Annotated in this window: 19 protein-coding genes; 7 read left to right on the forward strand and 12 right to left on the reverse strand. The window is 71.9% G+C overall.

Going from position 1 to position 18,471, the window contains the following annotated elements; genetic code table 11:
- Window positions 1-76: 76 nt before the first annotated feature.
- Window positions 77-1,231: a glycerate kinase gene (locus ADK54_RS36645; RefSeq protein ID WP_078966907.1), complete on the reverse strand. Its 1,155-nt coding sequence runs from the start codon at window positions 1,229-1,231 to the stop codon at window positions 77-79.
- Window positions 1,232-1,372: 141 nt separating this feature from the next.
- Here ADK54_RS36645 and ADK54_RS36650 point away from each other — a divergent pair, with 141 nt between their 5' ends.
- From ADK54_RS36650 to ADK54_RS36660, 3 genes are all read left to right on the forward strand, one after another.
- Entirely contained in the window at window positions 1,373-3,088 is a 1,716-nt protein-coding gene (locus ADK54_RS36650) for a BCCT family transporter (protein WP_053730145.1), read from the forward strand.
- Window positions 3,089-3,147: 59 nt separating this feature from the next.
- The gene (locus ADK54_RS36655; protein WP_053730146.1) at window positions 3,148-3,660 is read left to right on the forward strand and encodes an NUDIX domain-containing protein; all 513 of its coding nucleotides are present in this window, start codon (window positions 3,148-3,150) and stop codon (window positions 3,658-3,660) included.
- Window positions 3,661-3,764: 104 nt separating this feature from the next.
- Window positions 3,765-4,505 carry an SIR2 family NAD-dependent protein deacylase gene (locus ADK54_RS36660; protein WP_053730158.1) on the forward strand — a complete coding sequence of 247 codons (741 nt, stop codon included), beginning with the start codon at window positions 3,765-3,767 and terminating at the stop codon, window positions 4,503-4,505.
- Here ADK54_RS36660 and ADK54_RS36665 read toward each other — a convergent pair.
- From ADK54_RS36665 to ADK54_RS36695, 7 genes are all read right to left on the reverse strand, one after another.
- The gene (locus ADK54_RS36665; protein ID WP_053730147.1) at window positions 4,502-4,999 is read right to left on the reverse strand and encodes a methylated-DNA--[protein]-cysteine S-methyltransferase; all 498 of its coding nucleotides are present in this window, start codon (window positions 4,997-4,999) and stop codon (window positions 4,502-4,504) included. The genes ADK54_RS36660 and ADK54_RS36665 overlap by 4 nt on opposite strands.
- Window positions 5,000-5,011: 12 nt before the next feature.
- On the reverse strand, window positions 5,012-6,481 hold the full coding sequence (locus ADK54_RS36670) for an AlkA N-terminal domain-containing protein (protein ID WP_053730159.1): 1,470 nt from the start codon (window positions 6,479-6,481) through the stop codon (window positions 5,012-5,014).
- 98 nt (window positions 6,482-6,579) lie between these two features.
- Window positions 6,580-7,437, reverse strand: coding sequence for a geranyl diphosphate 2-C-methyltransferase (locus ADK54_RS36675; protein ID WP_053730148.1), 858 nt, complete (start codon window positions 7,435-7,437; stop codon window positions 6,580-6,582).
- Window positions 7,438-7,498: 61 nt separating this feature from the next.
- Entirely contained in the window at window positions 7,499-8,692 is a 1,194-nt protein-coding gene (locus tag ADK54_RS36680) for a family 2 encapsulin nanocompartment cargo protein terpene cyclase (protein WP_053730149.1), read from the reverse strand.
- Between the two features lie 115 nt (window positions 8,693-8,807).
- Window positions 8,808-10,226: a family 2B encapsulin nanocompartment shell protein gene (locus ADK54_RS36685; protein WP_053730150.1), complete on the reverse strand. Its 1,419-nt coding sequence runs from the start codon at window positions 10,224-10,226 to the stop codon at window positions 8,808-8,810.
- A 400-nt stretch (window positions 10,227-10,626) separates the two neighbouring features.
- Complete coding sequence (locus tag ADK54_RS36690) at window positions 10,627-11,154, reverse strand: O-acetyl-ADP-ribose deacetylase (protein ID WP_053730151.1); 528 nt, start codon at window positions 11,152-11,154, stop codon at window positions 10,627-10,629.
- Window positions 11,151-12,575 carry a phytoene desaturase family protein gene (locus ADK54_RS36695; protein WP_199827114.1) on the reverse strand — a complete coding sequence of 475 codons (1,425 nt, stop codon included), beginning with the start codon at window positions 12,573-12,575 and terminating at the stop codon, window positions 11,151-11,153. Before ADK54_RS36695 ends, ADK54_RS36690 begins: the two co-directional genes overlap by 4 nt.
- 80 nt (window positions 12,576-12,655) lie before the next feature.
- Between ADK54_RS36695 and ADK54_RS36700 the strand changes: the two genes are divergently transcribed.
- Window positions 12,656-13,474 (forward strand): nucleotidyltransferase domain-containing protein, encoded by an 819-nt coding sequence (locus ADK54_RS36700; protein WP_053730152.1) that lies wholly within the window; start codon window positions 12,656-12,658, stop codon window positions 13,472-13,474.
- A gap of 149 nt (window positions 13,475-13,623) precedes the next feature.
- Here the strand turns inward: ADK54_RS36700 and ADK54_RS36705 are convergent, their stop codons facing one another.
- Together ADK54_RS36705 and ADK54_RS36710 are read right to left on the reverse strand one after the other, a co-directional pair.
- Window positions 13,624-14,451, reverse strand: coding sequence for an inositol monophosphatase family protein (locus ADK54_RS36705; RefSeq protein WP_053730153.1), 828 nt, complete (start codon window positions 14,449-14,451; stop codon window positions 13,624-13,626).
- A gap of 58 nt (window positions 14,452-14,509) precedes the next feature.
- Window positions 14,510-14,998 (reverse strand): hypothetical protein, encoded by a 489-nt coding sequence (locus tag ADK54_RS36710; RefSeq protein WP_053730154.1) that lies wholly within the window; start codon window positions 14,996-14,998, stop codon window positions 14,510-14,512.
- Between the two features lie 78 nt (window positions 14,999-15,076).
- On the opposite strand from ADK54_RS36710, the gene ADK54_RS36715 reads away from it, so the two are divergent.
- From ADK54_RS36715 to ADK54_RS36720, 3 genes are read left to right on the forward strand one after another with little or no spacing between them, the layout of a single operon-like run.
- On the forward strand, window positions 15,077-16,132 hold the full coding sequence (locus tag ADK54_RS36715) for a lipoate--protein ligase family protein (protein ID WP_053730155.1): 1,056 nt from the start codon (window positions 15,077-15,079) through the stop codon (window positions 16,130-16,132).
- A gap of 25 nt (window positions 16,133-16,157) precedes the next feature.
- Window positions 16,158-16,298, forward strand: coding sequence for a hypothetical protein (locus ADK54_RS46450; RefSeq protein ID WP_159048007.1), 141 nt, complete (start codon window positions 16,158-16,160; stop codon window positions 16,296-16,298).
- Window positions 16,295-16,717 (forward strand): hypothetical protein, encoded by a 423-nt coding sequence (locus ADK54_RS36720; protein ID WP_053730156.1) that lies wholly within the window; start codon window positions 16,295-16,297, stop codon window positions 16,715-16,717. Before ADK54_RS46450 ends, ADK54_RS36720 begins: the two co-directional genes overlap by 4 nt.
- Here the strand turns inward: ADK54_RS36720 and ADK54_RS36725 are convergent.
- Together ADK54_RS36725 and ADK54_RS36730 are read right to left on the reverse strand one after the other, a co-directional pair.
- Window positions 16,681-18,195 carry an NCS1 family nucleobase:cation symporter-1 gene (locus ADK54_RS36725; RefSeq protein ID WP_078966909.1) on the reverse strand — a complete coding sequence of 505 codons (1,515 nt, stop codon included), beginning with the start codon at window positions 18,193-18,195 and terminating at the stop codon, window positions 16,681-16,683. The genes ADK54_RS36720 and ADK54_RS36725 overlap by 37 nt on opposite strands.
- Window positions 18,196-18,266: 71 nt before the next feature.
- On the reverse strand, window positions 18,267-18,471 hold a 205-nt coding region (locus ADK54_RS36730), incomplete at its 5' end, for an LLM class flavin-dependent oxidoreductase (RefSeq protein ID WP_159048008.1).

The following is an 18,471-nucleotide window of genomic DNA, read 5'->3' on the forward strand; positions in this document are numbered from 1 at the left end:
TGGGCGCATGGGTTCAGGGAACGACAGAGCGGCCCCCCTCGCGAGTCGCGAGAGGGGCCGCTCCGGTTACGGGCTCTTACAGCAGGAAGTCGCCCGCGATGTTCTGGGCGACGCGCTCCAGGAGCGGGCCCGCGTTGGCGATGCACTGGGCCGGGTCCGGCTCCAGCTCGGTCAGCGGGTAGGCGCGGCGGATGCCCGCCTCGCCGAGCTGTCCCGGCTGGAGCAGGAGGCGGCCGCACACCGCGACGACCTCGATGCCGGCCGCACGCGCCGCCGCGGCGACGCCCGCCGGGGCTTTGCCGTGCAGGGTCTGCTCGTCGAGCGAGCCCTCGCCGGTGATCACCAGGGTGGCCCGGGCCAGGGCGGGCGCGAAGCCGAGCACGTCGAGCATGACCTCGATGCCGGGGCGGAACGCGGCGTCAAGGGCGACCAGCGCGCCGTAGCCGATGCCGCCGGCCGCGCCGGCGCCCGGGGCGAGCGCGGCCTCGGCGGCCCTCGCGCCGAGCACGCCTTCGAGGACCTTGGCGTAGTGGGCCAGGGCCGCGTCCAGGGTCGCCACGTCCTCGGGCGAGGCGCCCTTCTGCGGGCCGTAGACCGCGGGGGCGCCCTTCGGGCCGGTCAGCGGGTTGTCGACGTCGCTGGCGAGGACGAGTTCCACGTCCTTGAAGCGGGGGTCAAGGCCCGAGAAGTCGGCCGTCGCGAGGCCGGCGAGGGCGCCGCCGCCGGGGCCGACGGGCTCGCCCGCGGCGTCCAGGAAGCGGGCACCGAGCGCGGCCAGCATGCCCGCGCCGCCGTCGGTCGTCGCGCTGCCGCCGACACCGAACACGATGGTCCGCGCGCCCGCGTCGAGGGCCGCGAGCAGCAGCTCGCCGGAGCCGTACGTGGTGGCGGTGAGCGCCGCGAAGACGCCCTCGGGAAGGTGCTGGAGCCCGGAGGCCTCCGCCATCTCGACCACGGCCACCCCGTCGCGCACCGCATACGCGGCGGTCACCGGGGTGCCGACGGGGCCGGTGACCCGCGCCTCGCGGCGCTCGAATCCGGCCGCCACCGCGGCGGCCACCGTGCCGTCCCCGCCGTCGGCGACCGGCAGGGTCTCCACCCGCAGATCCGGGACGACCCGCCGCAGCCCGGCCGTCACCCGCTCCGCGACCTGTACGGCCGTGAGCGAGCCCTTGAACTTGTCCGCCGCCACGAGTACGCGGGCGGTCTCCAAAACTGCGCCGTCCGTCACTTGCCATCCCTTGCTTTCGAACAGGCAGTCGCGCCGTTTCTGACCCTATCCGCCCGGCGCGCGCCTGCCCATAGCTGCCAGGGTCCACGGACGGCGCGCCACCCCACAAAATGCGTACATTCCCCACCATAGTGGGCCGACATGAGTATGGATTCGATCGATCATTCCGGCTCCGGCGCCCCGCCGGGCGGCTCTCCCGGAGCCCCCGGCCCCTCGCCCGACCAATCCTTGATCACCATCGGCGTGCTCGCGGTGGTGGCCGTGGTCGGCTGGGCGGCGCTCGGCAAGAGCTCGTTCGACAGCGCCTCCTCGACGGCGCTCGCGTGGGTCCTGAACAACTTCGCGTGGCTCTTCGTGGTCGCCGCCGACGTCTTCCTGGTGCTGTGCGTGGTCCTCGCGATCAGCCGGTACGGGCGGATCAGACTGGGCGCCGACGACTCCGAGCCGGAGTTCACCAACCTCGCGTGGATCGCGATGATGTTCAGTGCCGGGATGGGCATCGGCCTCATGTTCTACGGGGTCGGCGAACCGCTCACCCATTTCCTGAGCCCGCCCCCGGCGACCGGCGCCCAGCCCGGCACGGGCGATGCCGCGCGCACCGCCCTGGAGTACTCCTTCTTCCACTGGACGCTCACCCCCTGGGCGATCTACGGCATCGCGGGGCTCGCGCTGGCCTACGCGGGGTTCCGCAAGGAGCGGGGCAACCGGCTGTCCTCCGCGTTCGTGCCGCTCATCGGCGAGCGCCGGGCGGCCGGCGGGCCCGGCAGGTGCATCGATCTGCTGGCCGTCTTCGCGACCGTCTTCGGCACCGCGACGAGCCTCGGCCTGGGCGCGCTCCAGGTCGCCGAAGGCCTGGACATCACCTCGGCGGTGAACAACTCCCGAACCACCCAACTCGTCATCATCGCCTCCCTGTCCGCGGCCTTCGTGCTGTCCGCCTTCTCGGGCCTGCACAAGGGCGTGAAGTGGCTGTCCACCATCAACATCGTGCTCGCCGCGGTGCTGATGGTCTTCGTCTTCCTGCTCGGCCCGACCGTCTACATCCTGGACACCATCCCGGCCTCGATCGGCGGCTATCTGCACGACCTGCTCCCGATGGCCAGCCGCACCGGCGCCTTCACGGACCGGGCGTGGCTGGGTGCGTGGACGGTCTTCTACTGGGCCTGGTGGCTGTCGTGGGCGCCGTTCGTCGGCACCTTCATCGCCCGGATCTCGCACGGCCGGACGATCCGCGAATTCCTCATCGGGGTGCTGCTCGTGCCCAGCGGGGCGACGGTCATCTGGTTCTGCGTCATGGGCGGCACGGCGATCCGGCTCGCGTCCACCGGCACGGCCGACCTCGCCGCGGCGGTGAAGGACGGCGCCGAGGCCTCGCTCTTCGCGATGCTGGACGCGCTGCCGATCGGCACGGTCACCTCGTACATCGCGATGGCCCTGGTGATGACCTACTTCATCACCAGCGCCGACTCGGCCTCGCTCGTGATGGGCTCGCTCACCAGCCGGGGCTCGCTGCATCCGCCGACGTGGCTCGTGGTGATGTGGGGCGTCCTGATGGCGGCGGTCGCGGCGGTCCTGCTCGTCGCGGGCGGCCTCAAGTCCCTCCAGACCGCGACGATCCTCGTCGCGCTCCCCTTCGTCCTGGTGATGCTGGGCCTGTGCTGGTCCCTGGTGAAGGAGCTGCGCGAGGACCCGGGCGCGGGACCCTCCCGCCACGGCGCCCTGCACGGTCTGGGTGACGCGGTCCGGGCGATGGTCGGCGACGCGATCACCGAGCAGGGCGCCGCCCGCCACCACCGACTGCGCCGGGCCGCCAAGTCCCGTACGGGTGAAGACGGTTCGGGCCCGCCGCAGGCCTAGCAGGGATGGGGCCCGATACGGCGAGGAACCCCCTGACCAGGCCCCCTACCCTTCTCACCATGACGACCGACAACGCCACAGCGCCCGACAACGACTACGCCGCCTACATCGCCGGCCTCCCCCGCGTGCTCGCCGGCGCCGCCACGCTGTTCCTCGACGCCACGGGCCGGGTGCTGCTCGTCGAGCCCAACTACCGCGAGGGCTGGGCGCTGCCCGGCGGGACCGTGGAGTCCGACACCGACGAGACCCCGCGCGGGGCGGCCCGCCGCGAGACCCTCGAAGAGATCGGCCTCGACGTGCGGCCCGGCCGCCTGCTCGCGGTGGACTGGGTCCACGGCAAGGCGCGCCCGCCGATCGTCGCGTACGTCTACGACGGCGGGGTCCTCGACGAGGACCGCCTCAAGTCGATCCGGCTCCAGGAGGAGGAGCTCCTCTCCTGGCGCCTGGTCCCCCGCGAAGACCTCCCCACCCACCTGCCGGGCCCCCTGGGCCACCGCGTACTGGCCGCGCTGGACGTCCTGTTGGAAGGGCGGGGGACGGTGGAGCTGGAGAATGGACTTCGGGTGGGGTGAGCGGTGGGCGTACCCCGGGTGCGGAGCCCGGCTCCCCGCCGCGCCTGGAAGGGGCGGACCGAAATCCGTTCGCCCCCTTCCCCCACGCCCCCTACGCTCCCCGCATGAGCAAGCCACTCGTCGCGATTCTTTCCGGGGCCGGCATCTCCACCGATTCGGGGATCCCCGACTACCGCGGGCCGAACGGCCTGTGGCGGCGCGATCCCGAGGCCGAGAAGCTGGTGACGTACGACTTCTACATGGCCGATCCCGAGATCCGGCGCCGGTCCTGGCTGATGCGCCGCGACAGCCCCGCCCTGAGGGCCGAGCCGAACGCCGCGCACCGGGCGGTCGCCGAGTTCGAGAAGTCCGGTATGCCGGTGCGAATGATCACCCAGAACGTCGACGGACTGCAGCAGCGCGCGGGCTTCCCAGAGGGCAAGATCCTCGAACTCCACGGCACCGCACGGGCGGTGACCTGTACCCGCTGCCACGCACGGTCCTCGATGGACGAGGCGCTGGCGCGGGTGACGGCGGGCGAGGCTGATCCGCCGTGCACGGTCTGCGGGGGCATCCTGAAGTCGGCGACGGTCATGTTCGGCGAACGGCTCGACCCCGAGGTGCTCGCCCAGGCGATGGCGATCGCCAAGGCCTGCCAGATCTTCATCGCGGTCGGCACGACCCTCCAGGTCCAGCCCGCGGCCTCGCTCGCGGGGATCGCGGCGGACGGGGGCGCCCGGCTGATCATCGTGAACGCCGATCCGACCCCGTACGACGCGCTCGCCGACGAGGTCGTACGCGAGCCGATCGGCACGGCGCTGCCCCAACTCCTGGTCGGGCTGGGAGAGTTGACGACACCGTCCTAGAACAGCGCGTCCTCCGCCTCCCCCCGCTCGAACGCCAGCAGCCGCTGCTTGCGGTCGAGGCCGCCGCCGTAGCCGGTCAGGCTGCCGTTCGCGCCGATCACTCGGTGGCAGGGCACGATGATGCCGACCGGGTTCTTGCCGTTGGCGAGGCCCACCGCGCGGGACGCGTTCGGGTTGCCGAGGGCTTCGGCCAGCTCGCCGTAGGAGCGGGTCTCGCCGTACGGGATCTGCTGGAGCTGGTGCCACACGCGCTGCTGGAACGGTGTGCCCTGAAGGTTCAAGTCCAGTTTGAATTCGGTCAGTTCGGCCGTGAAGTACGCGTCGAGTTGGCGGATGGCTTCCGGGAACGGGCCGTCTTCGTCCCGCTCGCCGAAGGTTTCCTGCGGGGGCCTGTGGCGCTGGCCCTCCATGTAGAGGTGGCTCAGGACTCCGTCGGTGGCCACCAGGGTGAGCGGGCCGTAGGGGCTGTCGATGACCGTGTGGGTGATGTGCACGACTGAACTCCCTTATTCGGGAAGGTGGTTGATGGCGTGGTCTTCCGTCGCCCAGAGGTACTGGACGGCGTAGGCCCGCCAGGGTCGCCAGGCCGCGGCGCGCGCGGTGAGCGCGGCGGGGGTGGAGGGCAGGCCGAGGTTCTGGGCGGCGCGGCGCATGCCGAGGTCGGTGGGCAGGAAGGCGTCCGGGTCGCCAAGCGCCCGCATCGCGATCGCCTCGACGGTCCAGGGGCCGAAGCCGGGCAGCTCCATGAGCTGGGCCCTGGCCCGGTCCCAGTCGCTGTCGATGCCGAGTTCGAGGGTGCCGTCGGCGAGCGCGGCGACCAGCGTGGTGAGGGTTGCGCGGCGGCTGCGCGGCAGGGCCAGCGTCTCCGGGTCGAGCCCCGCGAGCTGGGCGGGGGTCGGGAAGAGGTGGGTCAAGTCGCCCGTCGGGTCGTCGATGGCCCGGCCGTGTGCGACGACGAGCCGGGCGGCATGGGTGCGGGCGGCGGCCGTCGAGACCTGCTGGCCGAGCACCGCCCGGACCGCGAATTCCGGCGCGTCGACCGTACGCGGCACCCGGCGCCCCGGCGCCTTGTCGACCAGCGGCGCGAGCAGCGGATCGGCGCGCAGGCGGTCGTCCACGGCGACCGGATCGGCGTCCAGGTCGAGCATCCAGCGGCAGCGGCTGATCGCGATGGTGAGGTCGCGCAGATCGGTGAGGTGCAGCACGCATCCGATGTGCTCGGGCTGCGGGGTGAGCTCCGCGATGCCGTGCCCGTACGGGAGGGACAGCGTGCGGCGGAACGAACCGTCGCGCCACTCCTCCACGCCGGGCACGCCCGTCGCGGCGAGGTGGCCGAAGAGGTTGTCCGGGGTGAGCGGCGCGCGGAAGGGCAGCCGCAGGGTGATCGCGCCCGGCGTCTGGCGGGCGATGCCGCGTGCGGCGCGGGCCCGCAGCTCGGTCGGGGCCAGCGCGAACACCTCGCGGACGGTGTCGTTGAAGGTGCGGATCGAGGAGAACCCGGCGGCGAAGGCGACCTCCGCCATGGGCAGCGGGGTCGTCTCGATGAGCAGCCGCGCGGTCTGGGCGCGCTGGGCGCGGGCCAGGGCGAGAGGGCCCGCGCCCAGCTCGGCGAGCAGCTGGCGCTCGATCTGCCGGGCGCTGTAGCCGAGCCGGGCCGCGAGGCCGGGGACGCCCTCGCGGTCGACGACTCCGTCCCTGATGAGGCGCATGGCGCGGGCCACGGTGTCGGCGCGGGCGTTCCACTGGGGCGAGCCGGGCGTGGTGTCGGGGCGGCACCGCTTGCAGGCCCGGAACCCGGCCTGCTGGCAGGCGGCCGCGCTCGGGTAGAAGGTCATGTTCTCGACCTTCGGCGGCACGACCGGGCAGCTGGGCCGGCAGTAGATGCGGGTGGTCAGGACGGCCGTGAAGAACCAGCCGTCGAAGCGCGCGTCCTTGGACTGGACGGCGCGTACGCAGCGCTCGGTGTCGGTGTGCATCGGGGCGGGGGCGACGGGGGGCATGCGTCAAGCATCGGGCACGACCCCCCGCCCCGGCTGGCGAAAATCCGACATCGACCTTGCGGGGCCAGGGGCGGTCAGATGCGGTCGGCGGCGATCAGCAGATAGTGGAAGCTGCCTTCGCGGTACGCGGTCAGGAACGGGTCCTCGACGCCGGTGGCCAGGGAGGACTGGGCCCGCAGCTCCCAGTACGGGATCGCGTCGGCGGTGAGGTCGACGACGTTGATCGGGACGAGACCGTTGGCGGCCATCGCCTTGAAGTACGCGCTGCGGGGGTGGATGTTGCAGGTGTAGTGCTCGTCGATGCGGCTGACCGCCTTGGAACGGCCGCCGGTGACGTCGTTGTAGCAGCCCGTAATGACGACGTAGCGGCCGCCGAAGGCCAGCTGGCGGGCGTGCTCGGAGAACAGCTCGAAGAGGTCCACGTACATGGTGGACTCGTTGTTCCAGATCCCCTGGAAGGCACCGGTCGGGAAGCCCGTGTCGAGCATGTTGCCGAAGTGGTAGCGCACCTTGTCGTCCACGCCGCGCTTGCGGGCCTGGCCGTTGGCGAAGTCGACCTGGGACTGGGAGATGGACACGCCGTCGACCTGGCAGCCGAAGCGTGCGTTGGCCATGATGCTGGTGCCGCCCCGGCCGCATCCGGCGTCCAGGAGGCGCTGGTCGGGGGCTATCGGGCCGAGGTGGTCGAGGAGGACGTCGGCCTGGGCCGACTCCAGCCGGTGCAGTTCCTCGACGATGCGCGCGTCCCGGGTCTCCTGCGGGCCCTCCAGGACGGAGGGGTCGTAGTCGCCGAGCCCGTAGTGGTGGTGGTAGAGGCCGTCGACATCGCCCAGGCGCAGGTTGACCGGGTCCTGCTCGTTGTTCCAGTACTCCGCGACGGCCTTCTGGTAGGCGGTGCGCAGTACGCCTGCGGGGGCAGGGGTGGTGGTCATGGGGGCTCCTTACTTGGGTGCGGGCATACCGCAGGGGTGGTGACGAGGCGGGAGGGCGGGCTCAGGCGTCGTTGTAGCGGAGGCTGCCGCTGTGCCATGCGCGGTTGCCGCCGAGCCAGGCCCACACCCCCGCGAGGAAGTGGCGCAGCTGGGGCGATCCGGTGACGGCGAGGGCCGCGGCCTCACTCTCGTAGGTGCGCACCAGCTCGTCGTGGATCTCCACGCTCCGCTCCACCGCCTCACCCGGCGAGCACCGCTCCTCCTCGGTGATCACGGTGGGCAGATTGAACTCCACGCCCGAGGAGTGGTGTTCCTTGGTCATCGAATACAGGTCGTTGACGAGCGTGCCGGCCGTGCCGGCCATCGTCACGACGCGGCGGACCCGGGGATCGGCGTACTCGCGGGCCGCCAGCGGATGGCCGCTCAGCACGTCGACCAGGGCGATGCAGGGCAGGAAGCTGTTGATCTGACGGTGTGCCAGATATTCGCGGACGGTGGGCATGTGGCCCCGGGACCGCCAGGAGCCCTCCTGTCCGTAGCCGACGAAGAGGACGGCGACCTCGTGGCGGAGCCGGGCCAGTTGAGCGGGGTCCGCGTACCTGGCGAGGCCCTGGAGCGCCGAGCGCAGGGCGACCCGTACGGGGTCGGCGCCCATGTCCGCTTCCCACGCGGACGCGTAACGGGCCGGGAGGTGGGCGGGGTCGAGGGCCGCATGGGCGAGACCGAGCTGCGAGCCGAGGAGTTCGGGCCGGGACCCCATGGTCTCGTCGTCGCAGTAGTAGTCGTCCGTGGCCCACTCCGCCAGTGCGCACCGGGCCGCGGCGAGGAGCCGGTCCGGGTCGTCGGTGTCGGGGTGGGCCAGCATCATGAGGCGCCCGAAGTCCGCCGCGCGTACGCGGTCGAGCCGTCCGGCATAGAGCCCGACTTCTTCGGCCCAGGCCACCAGGCGGTCGTTCACCTCCTGGCCGAGCGCCGGGTCGTCCCGGATCGCGGGCGGGCAGTACAGCTCCGGGACACCGGCGCCCTGCCCTTGCGCCCTGCTCGCGGCCGGCTTTGCCGGCGCGATGCGGGCGGCGGAGGTGCCGAGTCCCGTCGGCCCGGTGGGTATCGCGGTGCCCGCCGGGCGCGGGGCGGTTCCCGGCAGCGCCTTCGGAGCGGCGGGGAGGGTTCCCCGGCGGTGGGTGAGGAGCGTGGCCACGAGCCGCGCCGTGTGGTGGCGGGCCGTGGGTGCGGTCATCCGGGACAGCTGTGACACGGGTTCTGCTCTCCGTTCGCGCTGGTCGACGTCTTCGTCAGGACGGCTGAGGCCCGTGTCGTGGCTGACGTCCGCGTCGGGACGGCCGACGCCTGCGTCATGGCTGACGTCCGCGTCAGGACGGGCTGTGGAAGACCTCGACGTTTTCGAGGACGCCGAGTGCGTCGGGCACGAGAACCGCGGCCGAGTAGTAGGTGCTGACCAGATAGGAGATCAGGGCCTGGTCGTTGATGCCCATGAACCGCACGTTGAGGCCCGGCTCGTACTCGTCGGGGATCCCGGTCTGCCGCAGGCCGACCACGCCTTCCTCGGCCTCGCCCAGGCGCATCGCGAGGATGGCGGAGGTCCCCTCGTCCGAGACGGGGATCTTGCCGCAGGGCAGGATCGGCACGCCCCGCCAGGCGGGCACCGGATGACCGCCCACCTCGGCGCTGTCGAACGAGAGGCCCCGCTTGTTGCATTCGCGGGCGAAGGCGGAGATGGCGCGGGGGTGCGCGAAGAAGGCCTTGGTGCCGCGCCGCATGCTCAGCAGCTCGTCCATGTCGTCCGGGGTGGGCGGGCCGGAGTGGGTGGAGATGCGCTGACTGTGGTCGGCGTTGTGCAGCAGCCCGAACTCGGGGTTGTTGACCAGCTCCGATTCCTGGCGCTCGCGCAGCGCCTCGATGGTCAGCCGCAGTTGCTGCTCGACCTGGTCCATCGGGTCGTTGTAGAGGTCGGCGACCCGGCTGTGCACCCGCAGGATCGTCTGGGCCACGCTCAACTCGTATTCGCGGGGCGCCAGTTCGTAGTCGACGAAGGTTCCCGGAAGCACCGGCTCACCGGTGTGGCCGGAGGCGAGGGCTATGTTCGCCTCGCCCTTCTTGTTCTGCGGCCTCGCCTTTTCGTCCTGTCGCCGGCGGACGTGGGCCCGCAACCGCTCGTTGCGAACTGCCACTTCCTCGTACGCGGCGCGGGGCAGCGCCAGCACGGTGCACGCCGTCATGGCGCGTGCCGTGAACTCCCACTCCCCCGGCTCCTCGGCCACCGCCTGCCCGCCGAAGAACCCGCCGTCGGACAGCACGCCGCGCCGGGTCTCCTCGCCGTACCGTCCGGTGCCGGCCTTCTCCACCTTGCCGTGCGCGATCAGGTAGACGTGGTCGACGGGCCCGCCCTGGTGGGCGATCACCTGACCGGGGCCGTACTGCTCCTGTCGGCAGCGCTCGGCGAGCGCGCGCAGCGCCTCCTCGTCCTCGAACCCACGCAGCAGCGGCAGTTCGCCCAGTTCCGCGGGGACGACCCTGACCGTGGTCCCCTCCTGGACGAAAGTGACCCGGCCGTCGCCGACCTCGTACACCAGGCGCCGGTTGACCCGGTACGCGCCACCCTTCACCTCCACCCAGGGCAGCATGCGCAGCAGCCACCGGGAGCTGACGCCCTGCATCTGCGGGACGCTCTTGGTGGTGGTCGCCAGGTTCCGCGCGGCGGCGATCCCCAGGCTGAGCTGTGCCCGGCCCGTCGGCTGCTCGGGCTGTTGCCGGTACGCAGCGGTCGACATCCTGGTCCCTTCGGTCGGGGCGCATGCGCCAAGAAGGAGCCATCAGAATCACCCGATCGGGTGGCGAGAGGCTCCTGCCGGGCAAGTGAACCAGCGGGTAATGATGTTGGTCGACACGACTGCCGACATGTCGACGTATTTACGCCACGGGTGCGACGCGGTCGCTTCGGCCCGTCTCGGCATCCCGCGACCGGTCAGCGGCGATCAACTCGACCGGGATAGCTCGACATACGGTGCTTTGATCAAGCCGATTCATGGCGACACCACGGCAGCAGGCGCCACAAATGCGGTCAGCGAGGTGGCTGATAACACGCGGTCAAGATCATGTCTCGGGGTGGCACCGCACCACGGAAGCGGGCAGCGGTCCGGCCGCCCGGAGGCGGGTTCGACGGCTGCGCCCTCAGTCGCCCAGGACCTGGGCGAACGCCTGGTACGCGGGCTCGTCGAACAGCACGAAACGGATCTCCCGCAGCGGAGCGCCGCCGTGCTCGCGAGCCACTCGGATCGCGATCCCCGCCCCGCTGTCGATCGGCCAGCCGAAGATGCCGGTCGAGATCGCCGGGAAGGCGATGGTCGCGGCGCCCAGCTCCCTCGCGAGCTTGAGGGACTGCTCGTAGCAGGAAGCGAGCAACGCCGTGCGGTCCTCGTCCTTCGACCAGACCGGGCCCACCGTGTGGATCACATGGCCGGCGTGCAGCCGCCCGGCCGTCGTGGCTACCGCCTGTCCCGTTGCCAGGCCCCTGCCGTACTTCGAAGCCCGCAGCTTGCGGCAGTCCTCCAGGATGGCGGGGCCCCCGCGCCGGTGGATCGCGCCGTCGACCCCGCCGCCTCCGAGCAGCGAGGAATTCGCGGCGTTGACGATGATGTCCACGGTCTGCTCCGTGATGTCGCCGCGTACGAGGACGATCTCCGCCCGGGTCGATGTCATCGCTGGTCGGCCTTTCGCAGGGCTCGCCATGCCGCCTTCGCCGCGTTGTGGCCCGACATCCCGTGCACCCCCGGGCCCGGCCACGCGGCCGACGAGCACAGGAACACCGACGGGTGGCGCGTCGCGTACGGGAACAGGGAGATCTTCGGGCGGAGCAGCAACTGGATGCCGCGGGCCGCGCCGCAGGCGATGTCGCCGCCCACGTAGTTGGCGTTGCGCTCGGCGAGTTGGGGCGGGCCCGCGGTCGCACGGGCGAGGATCCGGTCGCGGAAGCCGGGGGCGAAGCGCTCGATCTGCCGCTCGATGGCGTCCGTGAAGTCGCCCTCCCACCCGTTGGGGACGTGCCCGTACGCCCAGAACACGTGCTTTCCCTCGGGCGCGCGGGACGGGTCGACGAGGCTGGGCTGGGCGGTGATCAGGAACGGGGTGTCGGGGGCCGTGCCGCCGGAGGCCTGGCTCAGGGCGGTGCCGATGTCGCGGCTGGAGGGGCCGATCTGGACGGTCCCGGCGAGCCGGGGCTCCTTCGCCGTCCAGGGCACGGGCCCGTCCAGGGCGTAATCGATCTTGAATACGGCGGCGCCGTACTTGTAGCCGTCGTACGCGCGGCCCAGGCCCGCGATCCGGGCCAGCGCGGTGGGCGAGGTGTCGAAGAGGTAGGTGCGGGCCGGCGGCAGGTCGTCGAGCCGCTTGACCTCGAATCCGGTATGGACGGCGCCGCCCAGGTCGCGCAGGTACGCGGTGAGGGCGTCGGAGATCGACTGGGAGCCGCCGCGCGGCAGCGGCCAGCCGTTCTCGTGCGCGGCCAGCGCGAAGAGCATGCCGACGCCGCCCGTGGCCAGACCATTGAGCGGGGCGATGACATGGGCGACGAGCCCGGCCATCAGGGCCCGCGCCCGGTCGTCCCGGAAGCGCCGCATCAGCCAGCTGTACGGCGGCAGGCCCACGGTCCCGAACCGGGCGAGGCCGATCGGGTCGCGCGGCAGCGCGGTCAGCGGCAGCGACATGAAGTCCCGTGCGAGCACGTCCCACTTGCCGAGGAACGGGGCGAGCAGGCGGCGGTACGTTCCGGCGTCGCGCGGGCCGAAGGACGCGGCGGTCTCGGCGACCGAGCGGGACAGGACGGCGGCCGTGCCGTCGTCGAAGGGGTGCGCCATCGGCAGCTCGGGGTGCAGCCATTCAAGGCCGTACCGGTCAAGCGGCATGTTCCGGAAGGCGGGCGAGCCGATGCCCAGGGGGTGGACCGCGGAACACGGGTCGTGGCGGAAGCCGGGGAGGGTGAGCTCCTCGGTCCTGGCACCGCCGCCCACGGTGTCCTTGGCCTCGAAGACCTCAACGCGCAAGCCTCTCCTGGCCAGTTCGACCGCAGCGGTCAGCCCGTTGGGGCCCGCCCCCACGACGACTGCATCGAGCATCGACGGCACCTCGGACTCCTCACGCCACGACCAGGACCCCCAGGATATTCCGGTGCACCGACAATCCGGCCCGGGGTAGCGTCCGGCCGGTGAACTCGAACGCGGACGCCGCCTTCAGCCACCGTATTTCCGCAGTCGCCGAGCGGCTCACCGAGGTGCCCGGGGTGCGGGCCGTCGCCCTCGGCGGCAGCCGCGCCCGCGGTACGCACCGCCCGGACTCCGACTGGGACCTGGGCCTCTATTACCGGGGCGACCTGGATGTTTCCGCCCTGGCCCGGCTGGCCGAAGAGATCACGGGCGCTCAGGTGGAGGTGGCCGGGCCCGGCGGCTGGGGCCCCTGGGTGAACGGCGGGGCCTGGCTGACCCTCGACGGCGTCGCGGTCGACTGGATCCTGCGCGACCTCGACCGGGTCGAGCGCGTGTGGGCGGACTGCGCGGAGGGCCGGTACGAGATCGGCGTACAGCCCGGCCATCCCCTCGGCTTCTGGTCGCCGACGTACCCCGGCGAAGTGGCCCTGGGGCGCGTACTGACGGACCCGCAGGGCGAGTTGACGGACCTTCAGAAGGCGGTACGGGACTATCCCGAGCCGTTGCGGGCGGCGCTGGTCGCGGCGTCCTGGGAGGCGGAGTTCTCGGTGGCGGTCGCCCGGAAGTCGGCCGGGGTCGGCGATGCGCTGCACGTCTCGCTCTGCCTGTCCCGGGCGTTGGGCATCCTCGCCCAGTCGCTGCACGCCCACCACCGGCGCTGGCTCCTCAACGAGAAGGGAGCGTTGGCCTCGGCGGCGGCCCTTCCCGCGACCCCGCCGAACTTCGCCGAGCGCGCGACGGCGACCCTGACCGGCCTCGACGCGGAGGCGGTGGAGCTGGCGGCGGAGCTGGTGAGCGAAGTACGAGCGGCATTGTCCTGACCACCCCCGGGGCTCCGCCCGGTGCCACATGGACACCCTGCCAGGGATCAATCCGCTAGGGGCGCGGGGAACTGCGCGACCAGCCACGTACGGCCCGCCGCAGAAAAACGCCAGCGGCAGGGGCGAGCCCCTTCGGAGGCTCGGGCGCCTCACTCCCCCGCCAGCAGCCCCCGTATCCGCTCCGCCGTCGCCGCGTCCCGCGCCGCGGTGAAGGGGAGCGCATTCCCCCCGGTGATCCGGAACGGTTCGCCCGCGACCGTGGTCTGGGCGCCGCCCGCCTCGGCGACCAGGAGCAGGCCCGCCGCGTGGTCCCATGCGTACTCCCAGGAGAAGGCCAGCGCGTCGAGTTCTCCGCGGGCTATCGCCAGGTATTCGAGACCGGCCGAGCCGCACGGCCGTGGCTGGACTCCCTCGGTGCGCAGGGTGAGGAGGGCGCGCTTCTGCTCGGGTGTCGTGTAGTCCGGGTGGGACGTGGCCACCTCAAGGATCGCGCCGGGTGCGGGTGAACCGGCGTGCAGTGGCTCGCCGTTGAGGGTGGCGCCGCGGCCCCGGATCGCCACGGCCATCTCGTCGAGCGCCGGCGCGTACGTCCAGGACGCGAGGAGTTCGCCCCGGTGGGCGAGGGCGACCAGGGTGCAGAATCCGGCTTCGCCGCGGACGAACTGGCGGGTGCCGTCCACCGGGTCGACGATCCACACCGGCGCCTCGCCGCGCAGCGCCTCGTACACCTCCGGGTCCGCGTGCACGGCCTCCTCGCCGACCACCACCGAGCCGGGAAGTATCGCGGTGAGGGACGCGGTCAGGTGCTCCTCCGCGAGCCGGTCGGCGACCGTCACCAGGTCGTGCGGGCCGTTCTTCTCGACGACCTCGTGCGCGGCGAGCTGCCGGAAGCGCGGCATGATCTCGGCGGCGGCCGCCTTGCGGACCGCCTCTTCCACTGCTGCCAGGTCACCTGCGAGAAAACCTTCGTCGATCATGCGTCCCAGCAAAGCACGCGGCACTGACAATCAGCGAGCCGCCTGCGGACCGCCCGCCTCAGCGCGCGGCGTAGTCGACCCGCGCGAACGGCCAGTCCTTGGCGAGCCAGTCCCGCACCGCCACGTACACGGGCACGTCGAGCGCGGCCCGGTCGGCCCGCACCCACGAGGACACCGCGGTGACGGCGGCGTCGTCCCGGTCGGGGTAGATGTAGACGCACCCGATCACCTCGGAGGACGGCCGTCCTTCCAGCACCGTGTAGGTGAATCCGCGTCGCTGAGCGAAGTCCGCGGCGTGCTTTTCGAGGTCCCGCAGATTCGCCTCCAGGGTCATGCCCGCCTCCGGCGGCCAGTTCCGTCCGACGAAGCCCGGGGTCGCCCGGATGTGCGCGATGCTCCCCGTCCATGCCGCGTGATCGCGCTCGTTGTGCTCCGGACCCAGTGGCAGGAGCCGGAAGTCCCCGGCGTCGAGTCCGCCCGGAACCAGGAAGCCGACGGGTACGAAGGCGGGCGCGGCGGAGCCGCCGGGAGTCTCTTGATCCGTCATCCGGGCAGGCTAGCCCGGCGCGGGAATGGGCCCCAGCCATTTACGGTTGGACCGCGAGGAACACATGGAGGCAAATCGGTGCACGGCGAATACAAGGTCCCCGGCGGCAAGCTCGTCGTGGTCGACCTCGACACCCGCGACGGGGTCCTGCGGGACGTGGCGGTCGCGGGCGACTTCTTCCTCGAACCCGACGAGGCGATCCTGGCGATCAACGGGGCCCTGGACGGCGCCCCCGCCGACACCGACGCGGCCGGGCTCTCGGCCCGGATCGACGCGGCGCTGCCACCCGGCACCACCATGTACGGGCTGACCTCGGAGGGCGTGGCGGTCGCAGTGCGCCGGGCACTCGCCCACGCCACCGACTGGAACGACTACGACTGGCAGCTGATCCACGAGGCCCCGCAGTCGCCCGCGCTGCACATGGCACTCGACGAGGTGATCACCGCCGAGGTCGCCGCCGGGCGCCGCCCGCCGACTCTGCGGGTGTGGGAGTGGGGCGCGCCCGCCGTGGTCATCGGCAGCTTCCAGTCGCTGCGCAACGAGGTCGACCCCGAGGGCGCCGAACGCCACGGCATCACCGTCGTGCGGCGGATCAGCGGCGGCGGCGCCATGTTCATCGAGCCCGGCAACACGATCACGTACTCGCTGTCCGTGCCGGACGCCCTGGTGCAGGGCCTGTCCTTCGCGGACAGCTACGCCTATCTCGACGACTGGGTGCTCGGCGCGCTCGGCGACATGGGCGTCAAGGCCTGGTACCAGCCGCTCAACGACATCGCGACCGAGGCCGGCAAGATCGCGGGCGCCGCGCAGAAGCGGATCGTCGCGGACGACGGCGCGGTGCTGCACCACGTGACGATGGCGTACGACATCGACGCGGACAAGATGCTGGACGTGCTGCGCATCGGCAAGGAGAAGCTGTCCGACAAGGGCACCAAGAGTGCCAAGAAGCGCGTCGACCCGCTGCGGCGGCAGACCGGCCTGCCGCGCGAGGCCGTGATCAAGCGGATGATCGCTTCCTTCCGTTCCCGGTACGGTCTGTCCGAGGGCAAGGTCACCGACGAGGAGATGGCCCGGGCCCGCGAGCTCGCGGCGACCAAGTTCAGCACCGCGCAGTGGACGGCTCGCGTGCCGTAGCCGGGGTGGGGAGAGGGAGCGGGGCATGGCGGAGCAGTCGCTGTACATCGACGGGCCCGCCGTTCCCGCGCTGCGGGTCGAGACCGCGTCCGGCCGGCGGCTGCTCCTTCGCCAGGGCGCGGACCCTGTCCTCTTCGCGGTCCAGCGGGCGACGCCCCGCGCGTGAAGGCCTACCGGCGCCAGTACCGCGAGGGCTTGCTGCCCCCGGTGCTCCTGTGGTGGGTCAGCGGCCTCAACTCCCCCGTCGTACTCGACGGTCACGACCGTCTGACGGCCGCGCTCGCGGAAGGCGGGCGCCCCGAGCCCCTCGTCCTGACCAGGGCGATGCCCGACGGCTGGGCCGAGCAGGCGATGCGCCGACGGATCGAGGCGTACGAGGAGCACGTGCGGGCGCAGGAGGCGAGGGGCGGGCCGCTCGCCTCCACGCGGATCTCCCATGCGTCCCGCGGGTTCGCGGCCGATCTCACCGCCCTGGACGACGCCGCCGGCCTGACCCGCGCCTGGCCCCTGCCGGGCGGCCCCGAGGCCTGGCAGCGGGAGGTCGACGGCTACGCGCCGGGCTGGGAGCCGGGCCCCGCGGACTGACGGGTTCCGGCCGACAGCACGACGTACAACAGCAGCGCCGAGCCGAGGCCCACCGCCCAGCCGTAGTCCGCGAGCGGTTTCAGGAACGGGATGAGGCCGTCCGTGGGGAACGGGCCCGCCTTGGCGCCCTTGTCGTCGAGGGTGGAGTACGAGCCGCCGATCGCGAGCACCCCGCCGACCAGGAAGGCCGCCACCGCCCGCCAGTTCCAGCCGCCCGTGTACCAGTAGCGGCCGCCCGGCCGGTACAGGTCGGCCACGTCCAGGACCGTGCGGCGCACCACCCAGTAGTCGGCGATGAGGATCCCGGCGACCGTGCCGAGCAGCCCGCCCACGACGCCGAGCCAGGTGAAGATGTACAGCTCGGGCGTCGAGGTCAGCTTCCACGGGAACATCAGGACGCCGACGATGCCCGTAATGAGCGCTCCCCGACGGAAGTTGATGAGTTTGGGGGCGAGATTCGCCAGGTCGTAGGCCGGGGACACCACGTTTGCCGCGATGTTCACGGAAATCGTCGCGACCAGGACGGTCAGCAGCGCGAACAGCAGGCCGAAGACGTTGTCCGTCTTGGCGACCAGGTCGACCGGGCTCCAGATCGGCACCCCGTACACCGCCTGGGAGCCGGAGGTCACCAGGACCGACAGGAGCGCGAACGCGGTCATGGTCGTGGGCAGCCCGAGTGTCTGCCCCCAGACCTGGGCTCGCTGGCCCTTGCCGAAGCGGGTGAAGTCCGGGATGTTCAGCGACAGCGTCGCCCAGAAGCCGATCATGCCCATGAGGGACGGGAAGAAGACGGGCCAGAAGTCGGGGCCCCAGCCGTGTTTCGAGGGCTGGTCGAGGAGCGGGCCGAAGCCGCCCGCCTTGTGGGCGATCCAGGCCAGCAGGACCAGGGCGCCGACGATGACGAAGGGCGCCGCCCAGTTCTCGAAGCGGCGCAGGGTGTCCATCCCCCGGTGGATGATGGCGAGTTCGAGTGCCCAGAAGAACACGAAGCAGAGCCAGAGGGTCCAGGGCTGGCCGCCGATCGACGCCACATCCGCCCAGCCGCCGAAGATCTTGCCGAGCAGGACGAAGATGCCCTGGCCGCCGATCCAGGTCTGGATGCCGAACCAGCAGCAGGCGACGGCCGCGCGGATCATCGCCGGGAGGTTGGCGCCACGCAGCCCGAAGGAGGCGCGGGCCAGGACCGGGAACGGTATGCCGTATTTGGGGCCCGCGTGCCCGGTCAGGAGCATCGGGACCAGCACGATCAGGTTGGCGAGGGCGATGGTGAACACCGCCTGCTTCCAGTCCATGCCGAGCGCGACCAGACCGGAAGCAAGCGTCCAGGAGGGGATGTTGTGAGCCATGCCGACCCACAGGGCGGCGAAGTTGTACGTCGTCCAGGTGCGCCCCTCGGGCGGCACCGGCCGCAGGTCCTCGTTGACGAACCGGCCGTCCCGGGGGCCGGCCGTGGTGGATATGGCGGTGGTGTCGGTCATGGGCAGGCCATTCGTTCGGGGAAGGCGGTGAGGGGCGAACGGGCCGTGCAGGTAAGGGAATTGACGGTACGTCAGTGCAGGGCGGGGATGACCTGCTGTCCGTAGGCGTCGATGACTTCCTCGCGGGCGTCGTGCATGGCGTACAGGGCGAACTGGTCGACGCCGAGGTCGCGCAGTGCCTTCAGCTTCTCGATGTGGGCCTGGGGCGGGCCGAGCAGGCAGAAGCGGTCGACGATCTCGTCGGGTACGAAGGCGGTGTCGGGGTTGTCGGTGCGG

It is taken from the genome of Streptomyces sp. WM6378 (assembly GCF_001279695.1).
In the GTDB taxonomy this organism is placed as follows: domain Bacteria; phylum Actinomycetota; class Actinomycetes; order Streptomycetales; family Streptomycetaceae; genus Streptomyces.